The following is a 15,898-nucleotide window of genomic DNA, read 5'->3' as shown; positions in this document are numbered from 1 at the left end:
ATAAGAAGAGTTAAGTGACGCTAGCCTAGGGGATACACCTGTACCCATGCCGACCACAGTCGTTAAGCCCTAGCACGCCGGAAGTAGTTGGGGGTTTCCCCCTGCGAGATAAGGGAGTTGCTTAGCTCGAGGGAGTTTAGCTCAGCTAAGTCGAACAGGTTTCGGCTTTGTCGCAGCGAATAGCGCACGACAGGGGCCCAGGTTGAGCTAAACTCACATTCAAGGGAGTTTAGCTCAGCTGGGAGAGCATCTGCCTTACAAGCAGAGGGTCAGCGGTTCGATCCCGTTAACTCCCATAGGAGGTCCCGTGGTGTAGCGGTTATCACGTCGCCCTGTCACGGCGAAGATCGCGGGTTCAATTCCCGTCGGGACCGTTGGAAAACCTCAACAAGAGGGAAGGACTCGTTAGCTCAGTTGGTAGAGCATCTGACTTTTAATCAGAGGGTCACTGGTTCGAGCCCAGTACGGGTCATAGAGGCAGCGGGTGTGGCGGAATTGGCAGACGCACCAGATTTAGGATCTGGCGCTTAGGAAGCGTGGGGGTTCAAGTCCCTTCACCCGCATGAAAGGGCCGGCTTAGCTCAGTTGGTAGAGCATCTGATTTGTAATCAGAGGGTCGCGTGTTCAAGTCATGTAGCCGGCATAGCGAACGTAGTTCAGAGGTAGAACATCACCTTGCCAAGGTGGGGGTCGCGGGTTCGAATCCCGTCGTTCGCTTCTTTTGTCAATTTGAATAGTAGCTAAAGAAGATTGGGGAAAGTCAGTCTTCTTTTTCTTCTTAAAAGATGCGATAAAATAGTATTAAAAGTTTGCAGTGAGATTCATGACTGCATCGTATTAGATTAAATAAAAAAGAAATCTGGTGCACATGCTCCAGATTTCTTTTGATTTATAAAAAGCAATGGCAGTGGGATGATAGCAAAGAGTGAGTGCCAGCTGTCTTTCTACCATTTAAATGAGTTCATGCGGGAGGATAAGAGTTTCGATTCCGTGGTTGTCTACAATATTGACTGTTTCGGGATAAAATGGATCATAAGGGGTGTCATAGTCAAAAACAATAGCTAGCTGTCTTTTTTTATCCTGATAAACAAAGGAAAGTTTTCCACTATGTTTAACCAACTGGAAGGTTAAAGTGTTATCCAGCGGAAAGACATCTTTTAGATAGTAATCCAAAAGTTCCCAGAAAATATCAATAATTTCGTGGGGCAGACTTGTTGCCACTCCAAAACTTGCGTATCTTTCTTTTGTATTATTAAAGGCCATCTTTCTTCCTTTCAAAAATGTTATAAAACACCCCTGTACAAGGAGTGTTTAGACAACTTATTTAACGATTCTTCAGTTCAAGATAACGTTTGTACCAGATATTAATATAAGACTGTGAGAAAGGTCCTTTGCTGTTATTGATCCAAGCGACGAGTATTTTCACATTTTCTTTTAAGATGTAGTCAACATCTGCCGGGTAATGCATTTTTTGTTTATGTAATTCGTATTCATCAACATCCAAAAGTTTTTTTTCACCATTAGCAAAAACTTTGACATCTAAATCATAATCAATATATTTAAGTGCCTCTTCATCTAAAACATAAGGGCTTGCTAAGTTGCAGTAATAAGAGACTCCGCTGTCTCTTATCATCGCAATGATATTAAACCAAAATTTTCTGTGAAAATAAACGATTGCGGGTTCTCGGGTAACCCACCGTCTGCCATCACTTTCGGTCACAAGTGTATGGTCATTGACTCCTATAATGGCATGCTCAGTTGTTTTCAGTACCATTGTGTCACGCCAGCTCCGGTGCAAACTGCCATCGTGCTTATAACTTTGAATTGTAATAAAGTCGCCCTCCTTAGGTAACTTCATGCCCTACCAACTTTCTACAATTAAACTTATCTTATATAGGATATCATAATTTTATAAAAAAATCATTTTAAAAAAACAGCATCTAATCAAGGTTACGGAGAGCTTTGTTTATAGTATCCAAGGAGAATCCCTTGCGCGCCAAGTTTTGTGTGATATGCTGCTTCAAAGCGTATCCTTCATATTTTTTACTGTATCTTCGATAGGCTTTATCCATTTCTTTATTAATAAGTGTTTCTTGCATATCATTATCATGTTCTATGTCTAATGCATCAAAAGCATTTTTAGCTTCTTGATAGCCAAAACCTTTTGCTGTTAAGGAATGTATTATTTTGTTCTGCAAAGCTCCTTGGGGCAGTTTGTTTTGATATTTTTTTAAGAGTTTCTGACTGACTTTATCAACAAGAGGGCCGAAATCAACCTGAGATAATTCCTGGTCAATAACAGAGCTTTCTATACCTTTCTGCAGTAATTTTTGCTTAAGCAGATAAGCTCCTTTGTCACCTGTATTTATATTTTGACGGATTAGTGCCTCGGCATATTTCCTATCATCAAGCCACTGTGCATCTTTGAGTTCAGCAATGACTTGTGCGATCACTTTATCTTGGTGTTCGTGTTTTTTTAAATAGTTTCTGACTTCTGTTTCACTTCTTTGTTTAAAAGAGAGATAGTAAAGTGCTAGATTTTTAGCTGAGGAGAGGCGGGCAAAGTCTTTAATTTCTGCTAGGAGTTCCTGGCTTAACTGTTTATCTTTGCTGAGCAGGTAACGGGCAATGGTGTCCTGAGTCACATAGAGGTGGTTTTTATCGTCAATTTCAACTAAGTAGAGATGCTTTTTCTTTTCAATTTTTGTTATTTTCATATTTTTTATTATAGCAAAAATGGTAAAATAGTGAGGAGAATAGGTACTGTTTCTCTAGGATAAAGATGAAAAGGTTATGTTATGAATTTATCAGTAAAGCAGAAAATTCCGTTAAAGATTAAACGCTTGGGGATCAATGGTGAGGGGATTGGATTTTATAAAAAAACGTTAGTTTTCGTACCGGGAGCACTGCAGGGAGAGAATATCTTTTGTCAGATTACTAATGTCAAAAGAAACTTTGCTGAAGCTAAGCTTCTGAAAATCAATAAAAAATCAAAATTTAGAGTTCAGCCAGCCTGTTCTGTATATGAGGCTTGCGGAGGTTGCCAACTGATGCATCTTCGTTACGATAAGCAGTTAAGCTATAAAGAAGATATTATCAGGCAGTCCTTAAAAAAATTTAAGCCGGAAGGTTATGAAAATTATAAGATTCGACCAACAATTGGTATGACTGAACCAGCACATTACCGGGCAAAACTTCAGTTTCAGGTACGTTCTTTTTCCGGCAGTATCAAAGCAGGCTTGTATGCTGCTAACAGCCACCGTCTCATTGCTATTGAAGACTGCTTGGTTCAGGATAAAACAACACAGCAAGTGATGAACACCATAACTGAATTATTGGCAAAATACCGCCTGCCTATTTACAATGAAGGCCGCGCTTCTGGTATCCGTACAGTGATGATACGCAAGTCGCAGGCTACAAAACAGCTGCAGCTTATTTTTATTACCAGCAAGTCGTTGGATTTTACTGACTTAATCCATGATTTGCTTGAAACATATCCGGAAATAAGGACAGTTGCACTGAATATCAATGCTGATAAAACCAGCCAAATTTATGGAGAAAAAACCGTTATTCTCTGGGGGGAGGACACTATCGAAGAGGAAGTCTTGGATTACGGTTTTTCCCTGTCACCGCGCGCTTTTTATCAATTAAATCCGCAGCAGACACAGGTTTTATACAGTGAAGTGGTAAAGGCAATGGCAGTCACTGGTGAAGAAGATTTACTGGATGCTTACTGCGGTGTGGGGACTATTGGTCTGGCTTTTGCCGGTAAAGTGAAGTCTGTACGGGGAATGGATATTATCCCTGAAGCGATTGCTGATGCGAAGGCCAACGCTGCAAGTCTGGGATTAACAAATACACATTATGAAGTAGGTAAGGCTGAAGAACTTATTCCTCGTTGGTATAAAAAGGGGTACCGACCGACAGCTTTGGTTGTTGATCCTCCCAGAACAGGTTTGGATTCCAAGTTACTGGCAGCTATTTTACGTTTTCCGCCTTCTAAAATGGTTTATGTTTCCTGCAATGCTTCAACCTTAGCTCGTGATTTAGTGAAGCTGGCTGCTGTTTATCAAGTGAAGTACATTCAGTCGGTCGATATGTTTCCGCATACAGCAAGGACTGAGGCTGTGGTGAAATTAGTCAGAAAATAGAAAAATTTTGACAGCTGAGTTTTCCAGTACAGCTTACTGAGGAGAATTAATACGCTTTTTTAGCTGTTAGGAGCAAGCGAGACAGTGCAAGGGTTCAGTTGTTTTTTCAGACAGTAGGAACAGCAGTTCTAAGAAGAAGTTATATCTTTGGTGCAATTCTTTTAAACAATTGATAAAAATCATTTATTTATTTTATGAATAAATGATTTTTTTTAAAAAAATTAAATATTTTTTGTTTTCTACTTCACAAACTTTCTAAAAAAATATATAATAAAACAAAAAAGGGCTTACATTTTTAATCAAGCTAGTCTTATCTTTAAGAAAGGATCACTTATGTCACAATTATTCAAAGAACTTACCTTGCCTGTGTCAGGTGTGACTCTGAAAAATCGTATTGCCATGTCACCGATGACAACAGAGTCAGCCTATTTTGACGGCAGTGTCCCGCAGGAACTGGTAGATTATTATGAACATCGTTCCGGAGATGCGGCGATGATTGTTGTTGAAAGCTGTTTTATTGAAGATAAGGGGCGCGGCTTTTCCGGTGCTTTAGGGATTGATACTGATGATAAAGTTGAAGGGCTTTCGCATCTGGCTAAAACAATTAAGGCCAAGGGCTCTCTGGCTGTTGTTCAGATTTATCATGCCGGCCGTATGGCTTTTCCGGATATGAACGGCGGAGCTAATCCGATAGCGCCCAGTCCTGTAGCGGCTTTGCGTCCAAATGCACCGGTTCCGACTGAAATGACTCACCAGCAGGTTTTGGATATGATTCAATTGTTTGCCAATGCCGCCCGGCGTGCCATTAAAGCAGGTTTTGACGGTATTGAGCTTCATGGGGCAAATACTTACCTTTTGCAGCAGTTTTTCTCACCTCATTCGAACCGGCGGACAGATGCTTGGGGGGGATCGCGCAGTAAACGGACTCATTTTGCTGTTGAAGTCATTAAGGCAGTAAAGGCGGTCATCAAAGAAGAAGGAGCTTCTGATTTTATTCTGGGCTATCGCTTCTCTCCGGAAGAATTAGAAGAACCTGGTATTCGATTTGATGATACCATGTATTTTTTGAATAAGATTGCTGAATATGGTTTGGACTATATTCACTTTTCCATGGCCTCTTATACCCGCGGCTCAATTGTGGACACATCAGATCCTTCTCTGCTGATTGAAAAGTATTTGGCAGAGCGTTCAGAAGCCTTAGCTGCTATTCCTGTTATGGGAGTGGGTTCTATCGTTCAGCCTGATGATGCCAGTCAGGCTCTCGAGCTTGGTTATGATTTAGTTGCAGTAGGGAAAGCCTTTTTGGTGGAACCTAACTGGGTTGAAAAAGTAGCCCGCAATGAACATGTTCAGGACTTTGCTGATATCCATCAGCGTCAGGAGTTAGTCATTCCGATTCCGCTCTGGCAGTTTATGGACAAATCCTTCTCTTTAGTTAAAGATGCTGAGGAAGAAAAGCGCAAGGCTGCAAGGCTGCAAGAGCTGCTGAAGAAAAAACTGCACTTCAAGGCTGGCGATTATGAAGTGATTGCACGAGGGCACAATAATGATCTGCCGATGGTTGTGAGCTTTTCTGATGAACGAATAACCGCAATTGCTATTGACAACTCAGGTGAATCAGAAGGGCTTTCAGATACTGTTATTGAAACGCTGCCTGAACAAATTATTGCTGCCCAAACTTTGAATGTTGACGCTGTCAGCGGGGCTTCGGCTACTTCTCAAGGTGTTATTGACGGTGTCGCTGAAGCTGCAGAACTTGCTGGAGGCCAAGAGAGTGTTGATGTATTGAAAGCACGGCCAAAACCGGTGAGAGAACGTTCAACAGAAGTTGTTGATGAAACCTTTGATGTCATCGTCGTCGGAGGCGGGGCTGCAGGTATTGCGGCTGCTCTTCGGGCAGAACAGGAAGGGCTCTCGGTTGTTATGCTTGAAAAGCTCAGCTTTATTGGCGGTGCTATTTCTGTTTCAGGCGGCAATCAGGTTGTTATGGGCTCTAAGCTGCAAAAACAAGCAGGCGTTGATGATGACTCTGCTTTGCTTATGGTAGCTGATTTTCTTAAGAATGGCAATAATAAAAATGTTGTCGAATTGCTGGCGCTCTTGGCTGATAATGTTGGTCAGACAACTGACTGGGTTCATGATTATGTAGGAGTCCGGTATGATATGACAGAAGGCCTTCATATTCTGGCAGAGTACAGCCGTGACCGTGAATTAGCCTATGAAGACGGCGGGCATGGTTTTGCAGCGGCTGTCCGTCAAAAAATAGCTGAAAGTTCGGTGAAACTTTATCTTAATACTAAAGCGACTAAGCTGCTTTCAGATGGCAAAGGCGGCGTCAGAGGTTTGACCGCAATTGAAGAAAGCGGAAAAACGCATAATATTACTGCAAAAGCTGTTATTCTAACAACAGGCGGCTATGGTCATAATAAAAACCTTTTGAGTGAAGACCTGCAGGATGTTCTCTTTTACGGGACCAACAGTTCGATGGGAGAAGGTTTGCTGATGGCGCAGGCACATGGTATTGAGGCTGCAACCCGCATGATGGAATACGGAAAAATTTATCCAAACGGGATTGAAGTATCAGCCGGTGTTGCTAAATCAACAATTGGCGGTAATATTGCTGTCTTACGTGAAAATGCTTTGCTTGTTAATACTAATGGCCAGCGTGTTGTGAATGAACGTGCCAGCAACCATGATATTCTGGATGTCTTAATGGAACAGGATCCTAAGATGCTTTATATTTTGATGGATCAGGAACATTTTGATGTCTTTAAAGAAGAAGTAGCCGAAGGCGGTATTTCACAGATTGATATTGAACAGTGGCTGGCAAACAATGGCAGTCAAACACCATATTTCTTCCATGCTGATTCACTGGAAGAATTGGCTAAGCTGGCTGGTATGGATAAGAACAGTCTGGTCAATACGGTTAACCGCTATAATCAGTTTGTAGCTGATGGCAAAGATCAAGACTTTGATAGGCAGCACCAATTTTTACAAAAACCAGTTGGGCAGGGTCCTTACTATTTGGTGGAACAAAAACCGCGTTTTGCAACGACTATGGGCGGTTTGGTTGTCAACACTAATTTACAGGTTGTTAACAGTAAAGGCAGCCTGATTGACGGTCTTTATGCGGCTGGCGAAGTTGTCGGAGGCGTGATGGGGACGGATTCACCATCTGGTGCTAACAATGCTTGGGCTTTGACGTCAGGTAAATTAGCAGCTGAAAGTGTTTATAAAAGCACTAACGATTAAAACTGAAAGTCATTTAAAGAGTTTGGGCGGACATGCCCAAACTCTTTAAAAATGGCCTATTAATAATCAAAAACAGAGAGTAGGACAGTTGATTAGGGAGGTCGCTACCCCTTGATCGACAAGGGATAAGAACTTCCAATCAACCACTGCGTCAAACGCATCCATCTAAAAAAGTTAAAGAGGCAGGAACTTTTGTCCCAGCCTCGTGCGGGACTGGCATTGAAATGATTCAACAGGGTTTTATTGTCAGTTCGGAAATTGGAGAGCAGGGAATCGATCTTGCAGGTTTGTCGGTTTCTCTCTCCTTTATCTTTTGGTGGGAAACAAACAGCCTTGATGAGGGTTAGTGTTTGTACCGCTGTGATCTTCTTTGGGTTCGAATTTAAGATGTTGTGCCTTTAGCTTCCTTAAGGCAAAATTCTCTGAAAGCTGCGACAGTTGGGGAAATAAAGCCTTTTTTGCGTGTTGCCAGAAAAATGCGCCTTGGCTGGAACTGAGTGGCGATTGGTAATTTTTTAACGGGATAGGCGGAGATGGATGGAATATTTGGAATGACGGCAATACCGTAATTTTGAGCGACAAAGCCCAAAATCGTGTGATCTTCTTCAACTTCAACAACTGGATCAAGTGTTAATTTGAAATGAGCAAATAACTGGTCTAAATAGTGGCGGAGCCCGCTATTTTGGTTGTAGTAAACCAGTTTTTCCTGAGCTAGTTCTTCAAGCGCAATTGTCTTTCTTTGAGCCAAAGGGTGTTTTTTAGGAACGATAACCACTAACTCTTCCTCTGTAAAAGCTTCAAAATTTAAGTTCGGATAGCCTTCAATAGATGACACAAGCGCGATATCAATATTGCCTTTGTCCAATTCTTCCAGAAGTTCCCGACTGTTGTTTTGACTGAAATGGAATGTAATTTGAGGATAGTGCTGTGAAAAGGCTTTGGTTAATTTTGGAGCAATCAGCGACCCCATCGTATAAATGAAGCCGAAATCGATTTGCCCCTTAAAGGGGTCAACGGTATTTTTCAGAAACTCATTTCCTAAATGCAGCTGGTTAAGCGCAGCCTGAACGTAAGAATAATAAAGCCTGCCATATTTTGTCAGTTGGATATTGCGGCCTTTCTTTTCAAACAGCGGGACTTCCAGCTCTTTTTCCAGCTCGTGGATAGTGTAACTGAGACTGGGCTGAGAGGTATTTAAGAGGGCGGCAGATTTTGTCATATGTTCTGTTTGAGCCAGATTAGCAAAATACTCGAGTTGTTGAATGTTCATAGCAGCAGCTTTCTTAAAAATTATAGACAAAAGGGTTTATATAAATCAATAAATATATTTTATCATATTCATTTGAAAAATTCATTGGATTTATAAATGTGATTCTGCTATAATTATTAGTGAAATAAATCACGAGACTGTGGTTATAAGGAGGAAAGTGTTTTCAAAACGAAAAGTTATATTCCTTTAATTGCCAGTTTGTATGTCAATTATTTTTTTCAGGGAATTGCTTCTATCATTATTTCACAGAATCTGCATGTTTTCCAGATGAGGTGGTCTGCCAGTATCAGCCAAGTCAGTTTGGTTGTCAGTGCTATCGGTTTGGGGCGGCTTCTTTCTTTAAATTTTTCGGGCTGGTTTTCTGATCGTTTCGGCAGAAAATATACGGTACTGCTCGGTGTGCTGGCCAATATTTTCTTTTTTGCCGGTTTAGTCTGCACCAAGCACTATCTGCAGGCATTTTTTGCAGCCTTATTTGCCGGAGTCGGAAATGCCTTTTTGGACACTTCGACTTATCCAGTCGTTAATGAAGCTTTCCCGAAGGAACAGGATAATAGTGCACTCAGTGTTATGAACAAAGCGTTTATTTCACTTGGACAGTTTATTCTTCCTTTTGTTGTTCGCTGGAGTCTTCATAATGACATTTATTTCGGCTGGCCTTTTTGGTTTTGTGCTGTGGGGCTTCTCCTTAATTTTTGTTTCTTGCTGCGCTTTTCTTATCCGGACAGTCAGGCTATTTTAAACAAAATTATTGTGGCTCATGAAGTGCCTAAAGCTAAAATTCAGCTGGAAGGTCTGGCTTTGTTGATTTTTTCTTTTGTCTCTGTATCGCTCTTTAATATTTTTGTTCTATGGATACCGGCTTTTGCCCAGGAAATGCTTGGTGTTTCCGAAGCGGACAGTCTGTTGTTTGTCAGTGTTTACAGTATTTCTTCCCTGATTTCTGTTTTTGTTACGTCTTTTATTGTCAAACAGAAGGTCAGTATTCCTGATTTAATCCTGTTGTGCCTGTTCCTGTCAGGCGGGGCGATGCTGTATATGCTGCTTTTCCCATCCTATCTGTCACTAATTGTGACGAGTTTGGCGGTTGGCATTTTTGCAGCCGGCGGTATTTGGCAGCTGGGACTGTCTGTATTGCTGGAGTTTTTCCCTGGCAGTAAAGGGATAGTGACAAGTTTCTATTCTTTTGCGACAGCAGTTTCGGTTATGCTGACGCCTTATATTACAGGGCTGATGGCAGAAAAATCGACTTATCTTACTTTTGCTTATAATATTGTCTTAGCTTTTATCGGCTTCTTGGCTGTTTTGATAGTTAGAGTCCGTTATACTAAGATTTTAAAGAAATAAGGGCCTTTCATCATTCAGCCTAAAGAATGGTGACTATAAAAAATAAAGAGGTAAAAATTATGGCAGAACGCTTAAATGGTCATACGCTCCTTGTCAGTCTTATTGCGACTCCGATTCGTCACAGCCTGTCTCCAACAATGTGGAATGAAGCTTTTGCAAAAAAAGGAATGGACTATGCTTACCTTGCTTTTGAGGTCGGCAATGAGCAGTTAGAAGATGCTGTCAAAGGGATCCGTGCTCTTGATATTCAAGGGTCAAATGTTTCAATGCCTAATAAGCAAAAAATAATTCCCTTGCTGGATGAATTGTCGCCGGCTGCAGAAATGGCCGGCGCTGTCAATACTGTGGTGAATCAAAAAGGCCACTTGGTCGGTCATGTAACTGACGGAACAGGCTGCATGCGGGCCCTTCGGGAAGAAGGGGTTGAAGTTAAGGGCCAGATTGTAACACTCACAGGTGCCGGCGGCGCGGGGACAGCGATTGCTATTCAGGCAGCTCTTGATGGTGCTAAGGAAATTCGTATTTTCAATATTGACGATGAGCATTATGAAACAGCTCGTGAAAATGCGCGTAAAATTAACGAAAAAACGAACACGCTAGCTACAGTAACCCCGCTTACTGATCAGGCGGCCTTTAAGCAGTCTCTGGCTGAAAGCTCAGTTTATATTGATGCGACAAGTGTCGGTATGAAACCGCTCCAAGATGAAAGCCTGATTAATGATCCAGACTTGATACGTCCAGACCTTGTTATCTTTGATGTAGTTTACAGTCCGGCTGAGACTAAACTCCTTCGTTTTGCCCGCGAACATGGGGCGAAGCAAGCTTATAACGGTCTTGGTATGATGCTCTATCAGGGAGCAGAAGCCTTTCGTTTAATTACCGGCGAGGATATGCCGATTGCTCATGTTAAACAGGCTTTAGGACTGGATTAGCATTTTTATAAAAAAGAAAGTAGGAACTTTACAATATGGAGAAAAAATATTTTCCAACCGCTTTGGCTCTATATATTAATTATATTATCCATGGGATCGGTGTTATCATTATCTCACAAAACACGGATGCTTTGGCTTTGCAGTGGCGTACAGATAGTGCCGGTGTTATGACAGTTGTTTCGATGCTGGGAATCGGCCGGTTAATTGCGATTGTTTTCTCTGGCTATTTGTCTGACTTGTTTGGGCGTAAACCTTTTGTTTTCTTAGGAATAGCCAGCTATGTTCTGTACTTCCTTGGCTTGATTTACGCACCGAATATTACTGTAGCTATGATACTGACGGTCATTGCAGGTATTGCTAACTCCTTCTTGGATTCAGGAACTTATCCTGCGCTTATGGAATCTTTCCCTAAGCATGCTGGTACAGCGACTGTTTTGATCAAAGCAGCGGTACAAATCGGTCAGTGGATTTTGCCTTGGGTTATCATTTTGGCATCATCACTTAGAATGTATCAACTGTCATTCTATATTGCTGCGGTTGTCTTGATTTTAAATGCTTTCTGGATTTGGAAAGTTCCTTTCCCAGATGAAGATGCCAAAGCAGCTAAGGCAGCGGACGAAGCGGTTCCGGAAGAAACGGCGACAGTCTTTAAAGCTAAACCGAACATGTTTATCGAAGGTGCAGCCTTTGTCGTTTATGGTTTCATTTCACAGGCTACCTTCTACACGATTTCTCAGTTCATTTCTGCTTATGCTAAAGAAGCTGCCGGTATGTCTAACAATGCAGCTTCACTTTTACTTTCTTACTATTCAACAGGTACTCTTATCTGTGTGGCCTTTACCGCTTTGGTTGGTTTAAAGATTCGCCCTGTTAACTTGGTTCTGCCTTATACCTTTATGTCTATGATTGCGATTGGTGCAATGACGATGTTCCCATCAACTACAGTTCTTGTAGTTGGTTCTGTGCTGGTCGGTTTCTTTGCTGCCGGCGGTGTTATGCAGCTAGGCTTAACTGTTATGGGTGAAATGTTCCCAGCAGGTAAAGGAACGATTACTTCTATTTTCTATACCTTTGGATCGATTGCATCCTTTGCCGTACCATTTATCGGCGGACGGATTTCTATCCAAAATGTTATGTGGATGGATACTATTTTTGCTGTAATCGGTTTTGTGATTGCCGTTATCGTCTTTATTCGCTACTATCAAACCATTGATACGAAAGCTTCGAAATAAGGGAAAGGGAGTGGGAACTTTCCCATTCCTTTTTTCATATGGATTTTACTGAAAGAGAGGCAAATTATGTCTACTGTTACTGTTGAAAATGTTGTTTTTGGCCAAGGAAGACCAAAGATTATTGTGCCTATTGTAGAGGTTTCAGAGGCAGCTATTTTAACAGCTGCTAAGGAAGCTCATGATCTTGACTGTGATCTGGTCGAATGGCGGATTGATTGGTATGATAAGGTTACTCAGCCGGGAGCTGTATCAGCCCTTTCAAAAAAAGTGAAAGAGGCATTAGCTAAGCCACTTCTTGTGACTTTTCGGACAAAAAAAGAAGGCGGCGAATTAGAACTACCGGAAGCTGATTATTTTGCTATTTACCATGATCTTTTAGAAAATGGTGCTGCAGACTTACTGGATCTTGAACTGTTTACTGATGAGGACAAGGTTGCTGAAACAATAGCATTTGCTCACGAGAAGGGCGTTAAAATCGTTATGTGCAACCATGATTTTTTTGCGACACCTAGCCAGACAGAAATTGTTTCTCGTTTAAAGGCCATGGATCGTAAGGGAGGAGATATCTGTAAAATTGCTGTAATGCCGCAAACCGATGCGGATGTTTTAACACTGTTAGCCGCAACAGCAGAAGCTAAGAAAACGATTGCTAAGCCGCTTATTACCATGTCTATGGGAGCTCTTGGAATGGTCAGCCGTGTTTCTGGTGAGGTCTTTGGTTCTGCTGCGACGTTTGGGGCGGCCAAGCAGGCTTCGGCTCCTGGTCAGGTACCGGTAGGACGTTTGAGGCAGATTCTGGATACCTTGAAATTGGCAGAATAATAATGCAAAAAAGTTGGAGAATACAACAGCTCAGTAGGATTTTAAAGGCTGGTTGATTTTCTGACTTTTTTACTCATTCTTCCTTTTGTGAAAAAAGAATTTTTTTGCAAAAGAATGGTATAATAATAGTAATCATTTTGAAAACGGTAACAGTTATCCTATAGAGGGCTGGTACAGCCTTTGTATCTTATAAACTGAACACGGCCTAAGAGCTGTGCAAAAAAGAGGGGCCTCTTTAAGTGCTGCCTTCACGGTTAGCCAGCCGTAAACGTCTGAAGGCTTTGTCGCCTTTGCGGCCGACTGCATCCTTCTAGTCGTCCTGGCAGAGGTGCGCCGACGAAATCGAAGATTTCTGGCTTACCGTCATTTTTGCTTTGCGTTTGATACGGGCTTTGTATCTTGTTAATTGAACACGGCCTAAGAGCTGTGCAAAAAAGACAGCCTGTCCTATAGCCTTGAGGCTCTTCGTCCAGTCTCCTATTTTTGCTTTGCTCTTTTCACGGCCTTTGTATCTTGTTGGAAGAAGGGAGAAAGGGTATGGAATTGAGGCCTTTTCCGGGTTACGAAAATCATCTCTACAGCAATATGGCTGTAATGTCGGATGATGTAAAGAGACATAAAGAAGCTCAAGTACAGGCTATGCTGGCCTATGAGCAGCCTGAAGGAATGACAGTGGAAGATCGTTTCATTCCGGGCCCTCAGGCGAATCAGAAGCTGAAAATTCGGGTATTCAAGCCAGCAGATTTACCGAAGGCGGCTCCTATGATTTTAGATATACACGGCGGGGGCTTTGTTGCAGGCAGCATTTCCCTTGATAATGCACGCTGTATTGCTCTGGCAGTGCGTGTGCCAGCAATCCTTGTATCAGTTGATTACAGTTTGTCTGGAGGAGAAAATAAGGTCAGCTTTCCTGATCCTCTTTATGATTGCTATGCAGCTTATATGTATTTATATGAGCATGCTGATGAATTTGGCGGAGATGCTGCAAAAATCGGCCTCCACGGTTCCAGTGCGGGAGGCAACTTGGCTGAAGGCTTGGCCCTGTATTTGCGCGATCGCAATGAACCGCAGCCGGCTCTTACAGTAATGAACTGTCCGACTGTTGATACGGCTATCGAAGAATCCATGTCCTTTCAGCAGCTTATTCAGCTAAAAATGGGCCCTGATCAAAAAGCATTGGGAGCAGAAGCCAGCTATCTTGGGGGGTACGATGGGACTGTTCCGTCTTATTATGCTTTTCCGAAATTTTGCCATGATGTGGGCGGACTAGGCCCGACTATGATAATTATGGCGGAATATGATACACTGCGTGATTCTGCTCTGGAATACGGTCAGCGGCTGCTGCGGGCCGGAGTTCCGTGTGAATTGTTTGTAGCGCCAAGAGTTGGGCATACCTTTACCGCAGCGCCGCACCCTTATACCGATTTTGTCCATGACATGATGGCCTGGTCTTTTAAACGTGAATTTGGTCTCTTGGATGATTTGATTAAAAAATAAAAGCGGAGGATTGAGAATGAGTCCAGCAATTTTAGCCTTGATGATGCTTGCTATTATTATTGTATGTATCATTACCAATAAGGTTCCCCTGAATTTTGTCATGTTTGTCGTTCCGGTTATTTTTTGCTTTTTGCTGGGCTATAATCTTACAGAAACCAGCAACCTTATCTTAAACCAAATCAATACGGTGATGTCTCAAACCGGTTATATGCTCTTGTTTGGCCTGATTTACTTTGTTATGCTGACCGAGACTGGCATGTTTGATATGATGGTTAATGCGCTTATTAGACGTATCGGAGATCGTCTCAATGTCGTCGGTATTATGGTTTTAACCAGTGTTATTGGCGGGATTGCTTACCTGACAGCTAACATGTCAACGACCTATCTCATTTGTTTTCCTATTGTTATCCCGCTGTACAAGAAGTTTAAACTAAGACGTGATTACGCCTTTATTCTATGTCAGACAGCAGTTGCTGCTATGTGCTGGCTGCCATGGGGAATCGGGCTGATTATGTCGGCAACAATGGCTAATACCAATGCTGAAAGTTTGGCAGCAGCCTCCATCCCTTGGGGCCTGTGCTTTATTCCGGCTATTATCTTACAATGGGTTTACTTTGCTTATCAGCATCAAAAAGAGCATCAAACGCTAGGCCTTCCTGAGGGAAGCCAAGATGAATTAGGAACGGCAGCTTCTGATTTAGAGGATAAGCCTTATGCACGTCCGCATTTGTTTTGGTTCAATCTTTTAGTTTTTATAGCTGTCATTGTTGGCCTGGCTTATTTTAAATTCCCGTCTTATCTGGTTTTTATTGCAGCAGCAATTATCACATCGCTAGTCAATTATCCCAAAGATTTTAATGATATTTGGAACAAGGCCGGCGGCACTTTCTTTAATGTATTTATTATGCTGCTAGCCATCTGTTTTTATTTAGCGGTCTTTAATGCAGCACCTGAAGACGGCAGCAGGCTGTCTATGGTGGCTTCCTTAGCAGAGCTTCTGGAAAGCATTTTTCCGGCATTTTTGATGCGTTATATGCATCTTATTCTTTTAGTTTTAGCCGTGCCGCTGATTTATTTTATCCCTTATCAGCTTTATAATGCTCTTTATCCACTGTTAATTTCAGTGGGAGCCTCTTTTAGTCTGACACCAATCATGGTGATTGCTCCTTTTGTCTGTAATTTAGCTCTGGCAACCAGTGTCACACCAATGAATTCGTCAACTTATGTGGGGACGACATTGTGTGAAGTTGAGACAAATGATTATACGAAATATGCTGCTCCCATTATGTTTGTGACCAACATATTAGTTATAGCGACTGCTTGGATTTTTGGTGTACTGAAGATTTAAATATAAAAAACACAAGTTTGGGCCAGCCCAAACTCGTGTTTTTGCCT

13 protein-coding genes, 6 tRNA genes and 1 rRNA gene are annotated in these 15,898 nt (G+C 42.0%); 16 read left to right on the top strand and 4 right to left on the bottom strand.

Going from position 1 to position 15,898, the window contains the following annotated elements; all coding sequences use genetic code 11:
• The first annotated feature begins 10 nt into the window (after positions 1-10).
• The 7 genes from rrf to AB3329_RS06685 all read left to right on the top strand — a co-directional run bounded on the left by rrf (position 11) and on the right by AB3329_RS06685 (position 717).
• Positions 11-126: ribosomal RNA gene (gene rrf / locus AB3329_RS06715) — 5S ribosomal RNA — on the top strand.
• Positions 127-223: 97 nt separating this feature from the next.
• Positions 224-296, top strand: a tRNA-Val gene (locus AB3329_RS06710).
• A 5-nt stretch (positions 297-301) separates the two neighbouring features.
• Positions 302-374, top strand: a tRNA-Asp gene (locus AB3329_RS06705).
• A gap of 25 nt (positions 375-399) precedes the next feature.
• A tRNA-Lys gene (locus AB3329_RS06700) sits at positions 400-472 on the top strand.
• Between the two features lie 8 nt (positions 473-480).
• Positions 481-563: transfer RNA gene (locus AB3329_RS06695), tRNA-Leu, on the top strand.
• 7 nt (positions 564-570) lie between these two features.
• Positions 571-643: transfer RNA gene (locus AB3329_RS06690), tRNA-Thr, on the top strand.
• 2 nt (positions 644-645) lie between these two features.
• Positions 646-717 (top strand) — tRNA-Gly (locus AB3329_RS06685).
• A gap of 234 nt (positions 718-951) precedes the next feature.
• On the opposite strand, the gene AB3329_RS06680 is transcribed toward AB3329_RS06685, so the two are convergent.
• The 3 genes from AB3329_RS06680 to recX form a co-directional block, all read right to left on the bottom strand.
• Positions 952-1,263 (bottom strand): DUF960 domain-containing protein, encoded by a 312-nt coding sequence (locus AB3329_RS06680; protein ID WP_067063532.1) that lies wholly within the window; start codon positions 1,261-1,263, stop codon positions 952-954.
• Positions 1,264-1,324: 61 nt separating this feature from the next.
• Entirely contained in the window at positions 1,325-1,858 is a 534-nt protein-coding gene (gene ntdP / locus AB3329_RS06675; RefSeq protein ID WP_067063529.1) for a nucleoside tri-diphosphate phosphatase, read from the bottom strand.
• Between the two features lie 82 nt (positions 1,859-1,940).
• Positions 1,941-2,717 (bottom strand): recombination regulator RecX, encoded by a 777-nt coding sequence (gene recX, locus AB3329_RS06670; RefSeq protein ID WP_368395018.1) that lies wholly within the window; start codon positions 2,715-2,717, stop codon positions 1,941-1,943.
• Between the two features lie 81 nt (positions 2,718-2,798).
• Between recX and rlmD the strand changes: the two genes are divergently transcribed.
• From rlmD to AB3329_RS06655, 3 genes are all read left to right on the top strand, one after another.
• Complete coding sequence (gene rlmD, locus AB3329_RS06665; RefSeq protein ID WP_368395017.1) at positions 2,799-4,151, top strand: 23S rRNA (uracil(1939)-C(5))-methyltransferase RlmD; 1,353 nt, start codon at positions 2,799-2,801, stop codon at positions 4,149-4,151.
• A gap of 333 nt (positions 4,152-4,484) precedes the next feature.
• Positions 4,485-7,403 (top strand): FAD-dependent oxidoreductase, encoded by a 2,919-nt coding sequence (locus tag AB3329_RS06660; protein WP_368395016.1) that lies wholly within the window; start codon positions 4,485-4,487, stop codon positions 7,401-7,403.
• Between the two features lie 224 nt (positions 7,404-7,627).
• Positions 7,628-7,750, top strand: a complete 123-nt coding sequence (locus AB3329_RS06655; RefSeq protein WP_368395015.1) for a hypothetical protein — start codon at positions 7,628-7,630, stop codon at positions 7,748-7,750.
• Positions 7,751-7,785: 35 nt separating this feature from the next.
• On the opposite strand, the gene AB3329_RS06650 is transcribed toward AB3329_RS06655, so the two are convergent.
• Positions 7,786-8,673: a LysR family transcriptional regulator gene (locus AB3329_RS06650; protein WP_368395014.1), complete on the bottom strand. Its 888-nt coding sequence runs from the start codon at positions 8,671-8,673 to the stop codon at positions 7,786-7,788.
• Positions 8,674-8,871: 198 nt separating this feature from the next.
• Between AB3329_RS06650 and AB3329_RS06645 the strand changes: the two genes are divergently transcribed.
• From AB3329_RS06645 to AB3329_RS06620, 6 genes are all read left to right on the top strand, one after another.
• Positions 8,872-10,020: an MFS transporter gene (locus AB3329_RS06645; protein ID WP_368395013.1), complete on the top strand. Its 1,149-nt coding sequence runs from the start codon at positions 8,872-8,874 to the stop codon at positions 10,018-10,020.
• Positions 10,021-10,079: 59 nt separating this feature from the next.
• On the top strand, positions 10,080-10,952 hold the full coding sequence (locus AB3329_RS06640) for a shikimate dehydrogenase (protein ID WP_368395011.1): 873 nt from the start codon (positions 10,080-10,082) through the stop codon (positions 10,950-10,952).
• Positions 10,953-10,987: 35 nt separating this feature from the next.
• Positions 10,988-12,184 (top strand): MFS transporter, encoded by a 1,197-nt coding sequence (locus AB3329_RS06635; RefSeq protein WP_368395009.1) that lies wholly within the window; start codon positions 10,988-10,990, stop codon positions 12,182-12,184.
• A gap of 66 nt (positions 12,185-12,250) precedes the next feature.
• Positions 12,251-13,006, top strand: a complete 756-nt coding sequence (aroD, locus tag AB3329_RS06630; RefSeq protein ID WP_368395008.1) for a type I 3-dehydroquinate dehydratase — start codon at positions 12,251-12,253, stop codon at positions 13,004-13,006.
• 537 nt (positions 13,007-13,543) lie between these two features.
• Entirely contained in the window at positions 13,544-14,503 is a 960-nt protein-coding gene (locus AB3329_RS06625; protein ID WP_368395006.1) for an alpha/beta hydrolase, read from the top strand.
• 16 nt (positions 14,504-14,519) lie between these two features.
• Entirely contained in the window at positions 14,520-15,851 is a 1,332-nt protein-coding gene (locus AB3329_RS06620; protein WP_368395005.1) for an SLC13 family permease, read from the top strand.
• Positions 15,852-15,898 lie beyond the last annotated feature (47 nt).

The organism is Streptococcus huangxiaojuni (assembly GCF_040930515.1).
Classification (GTDB): Bacteria; Bacillota; Bacilli; order Lactobacillales; family Streptococcaceae; genus Streptococcus; species Streptococcus huangxiaojuni.
This window is presented reverse-complemented; position numbering and strand designations above follow the sequence as displayed.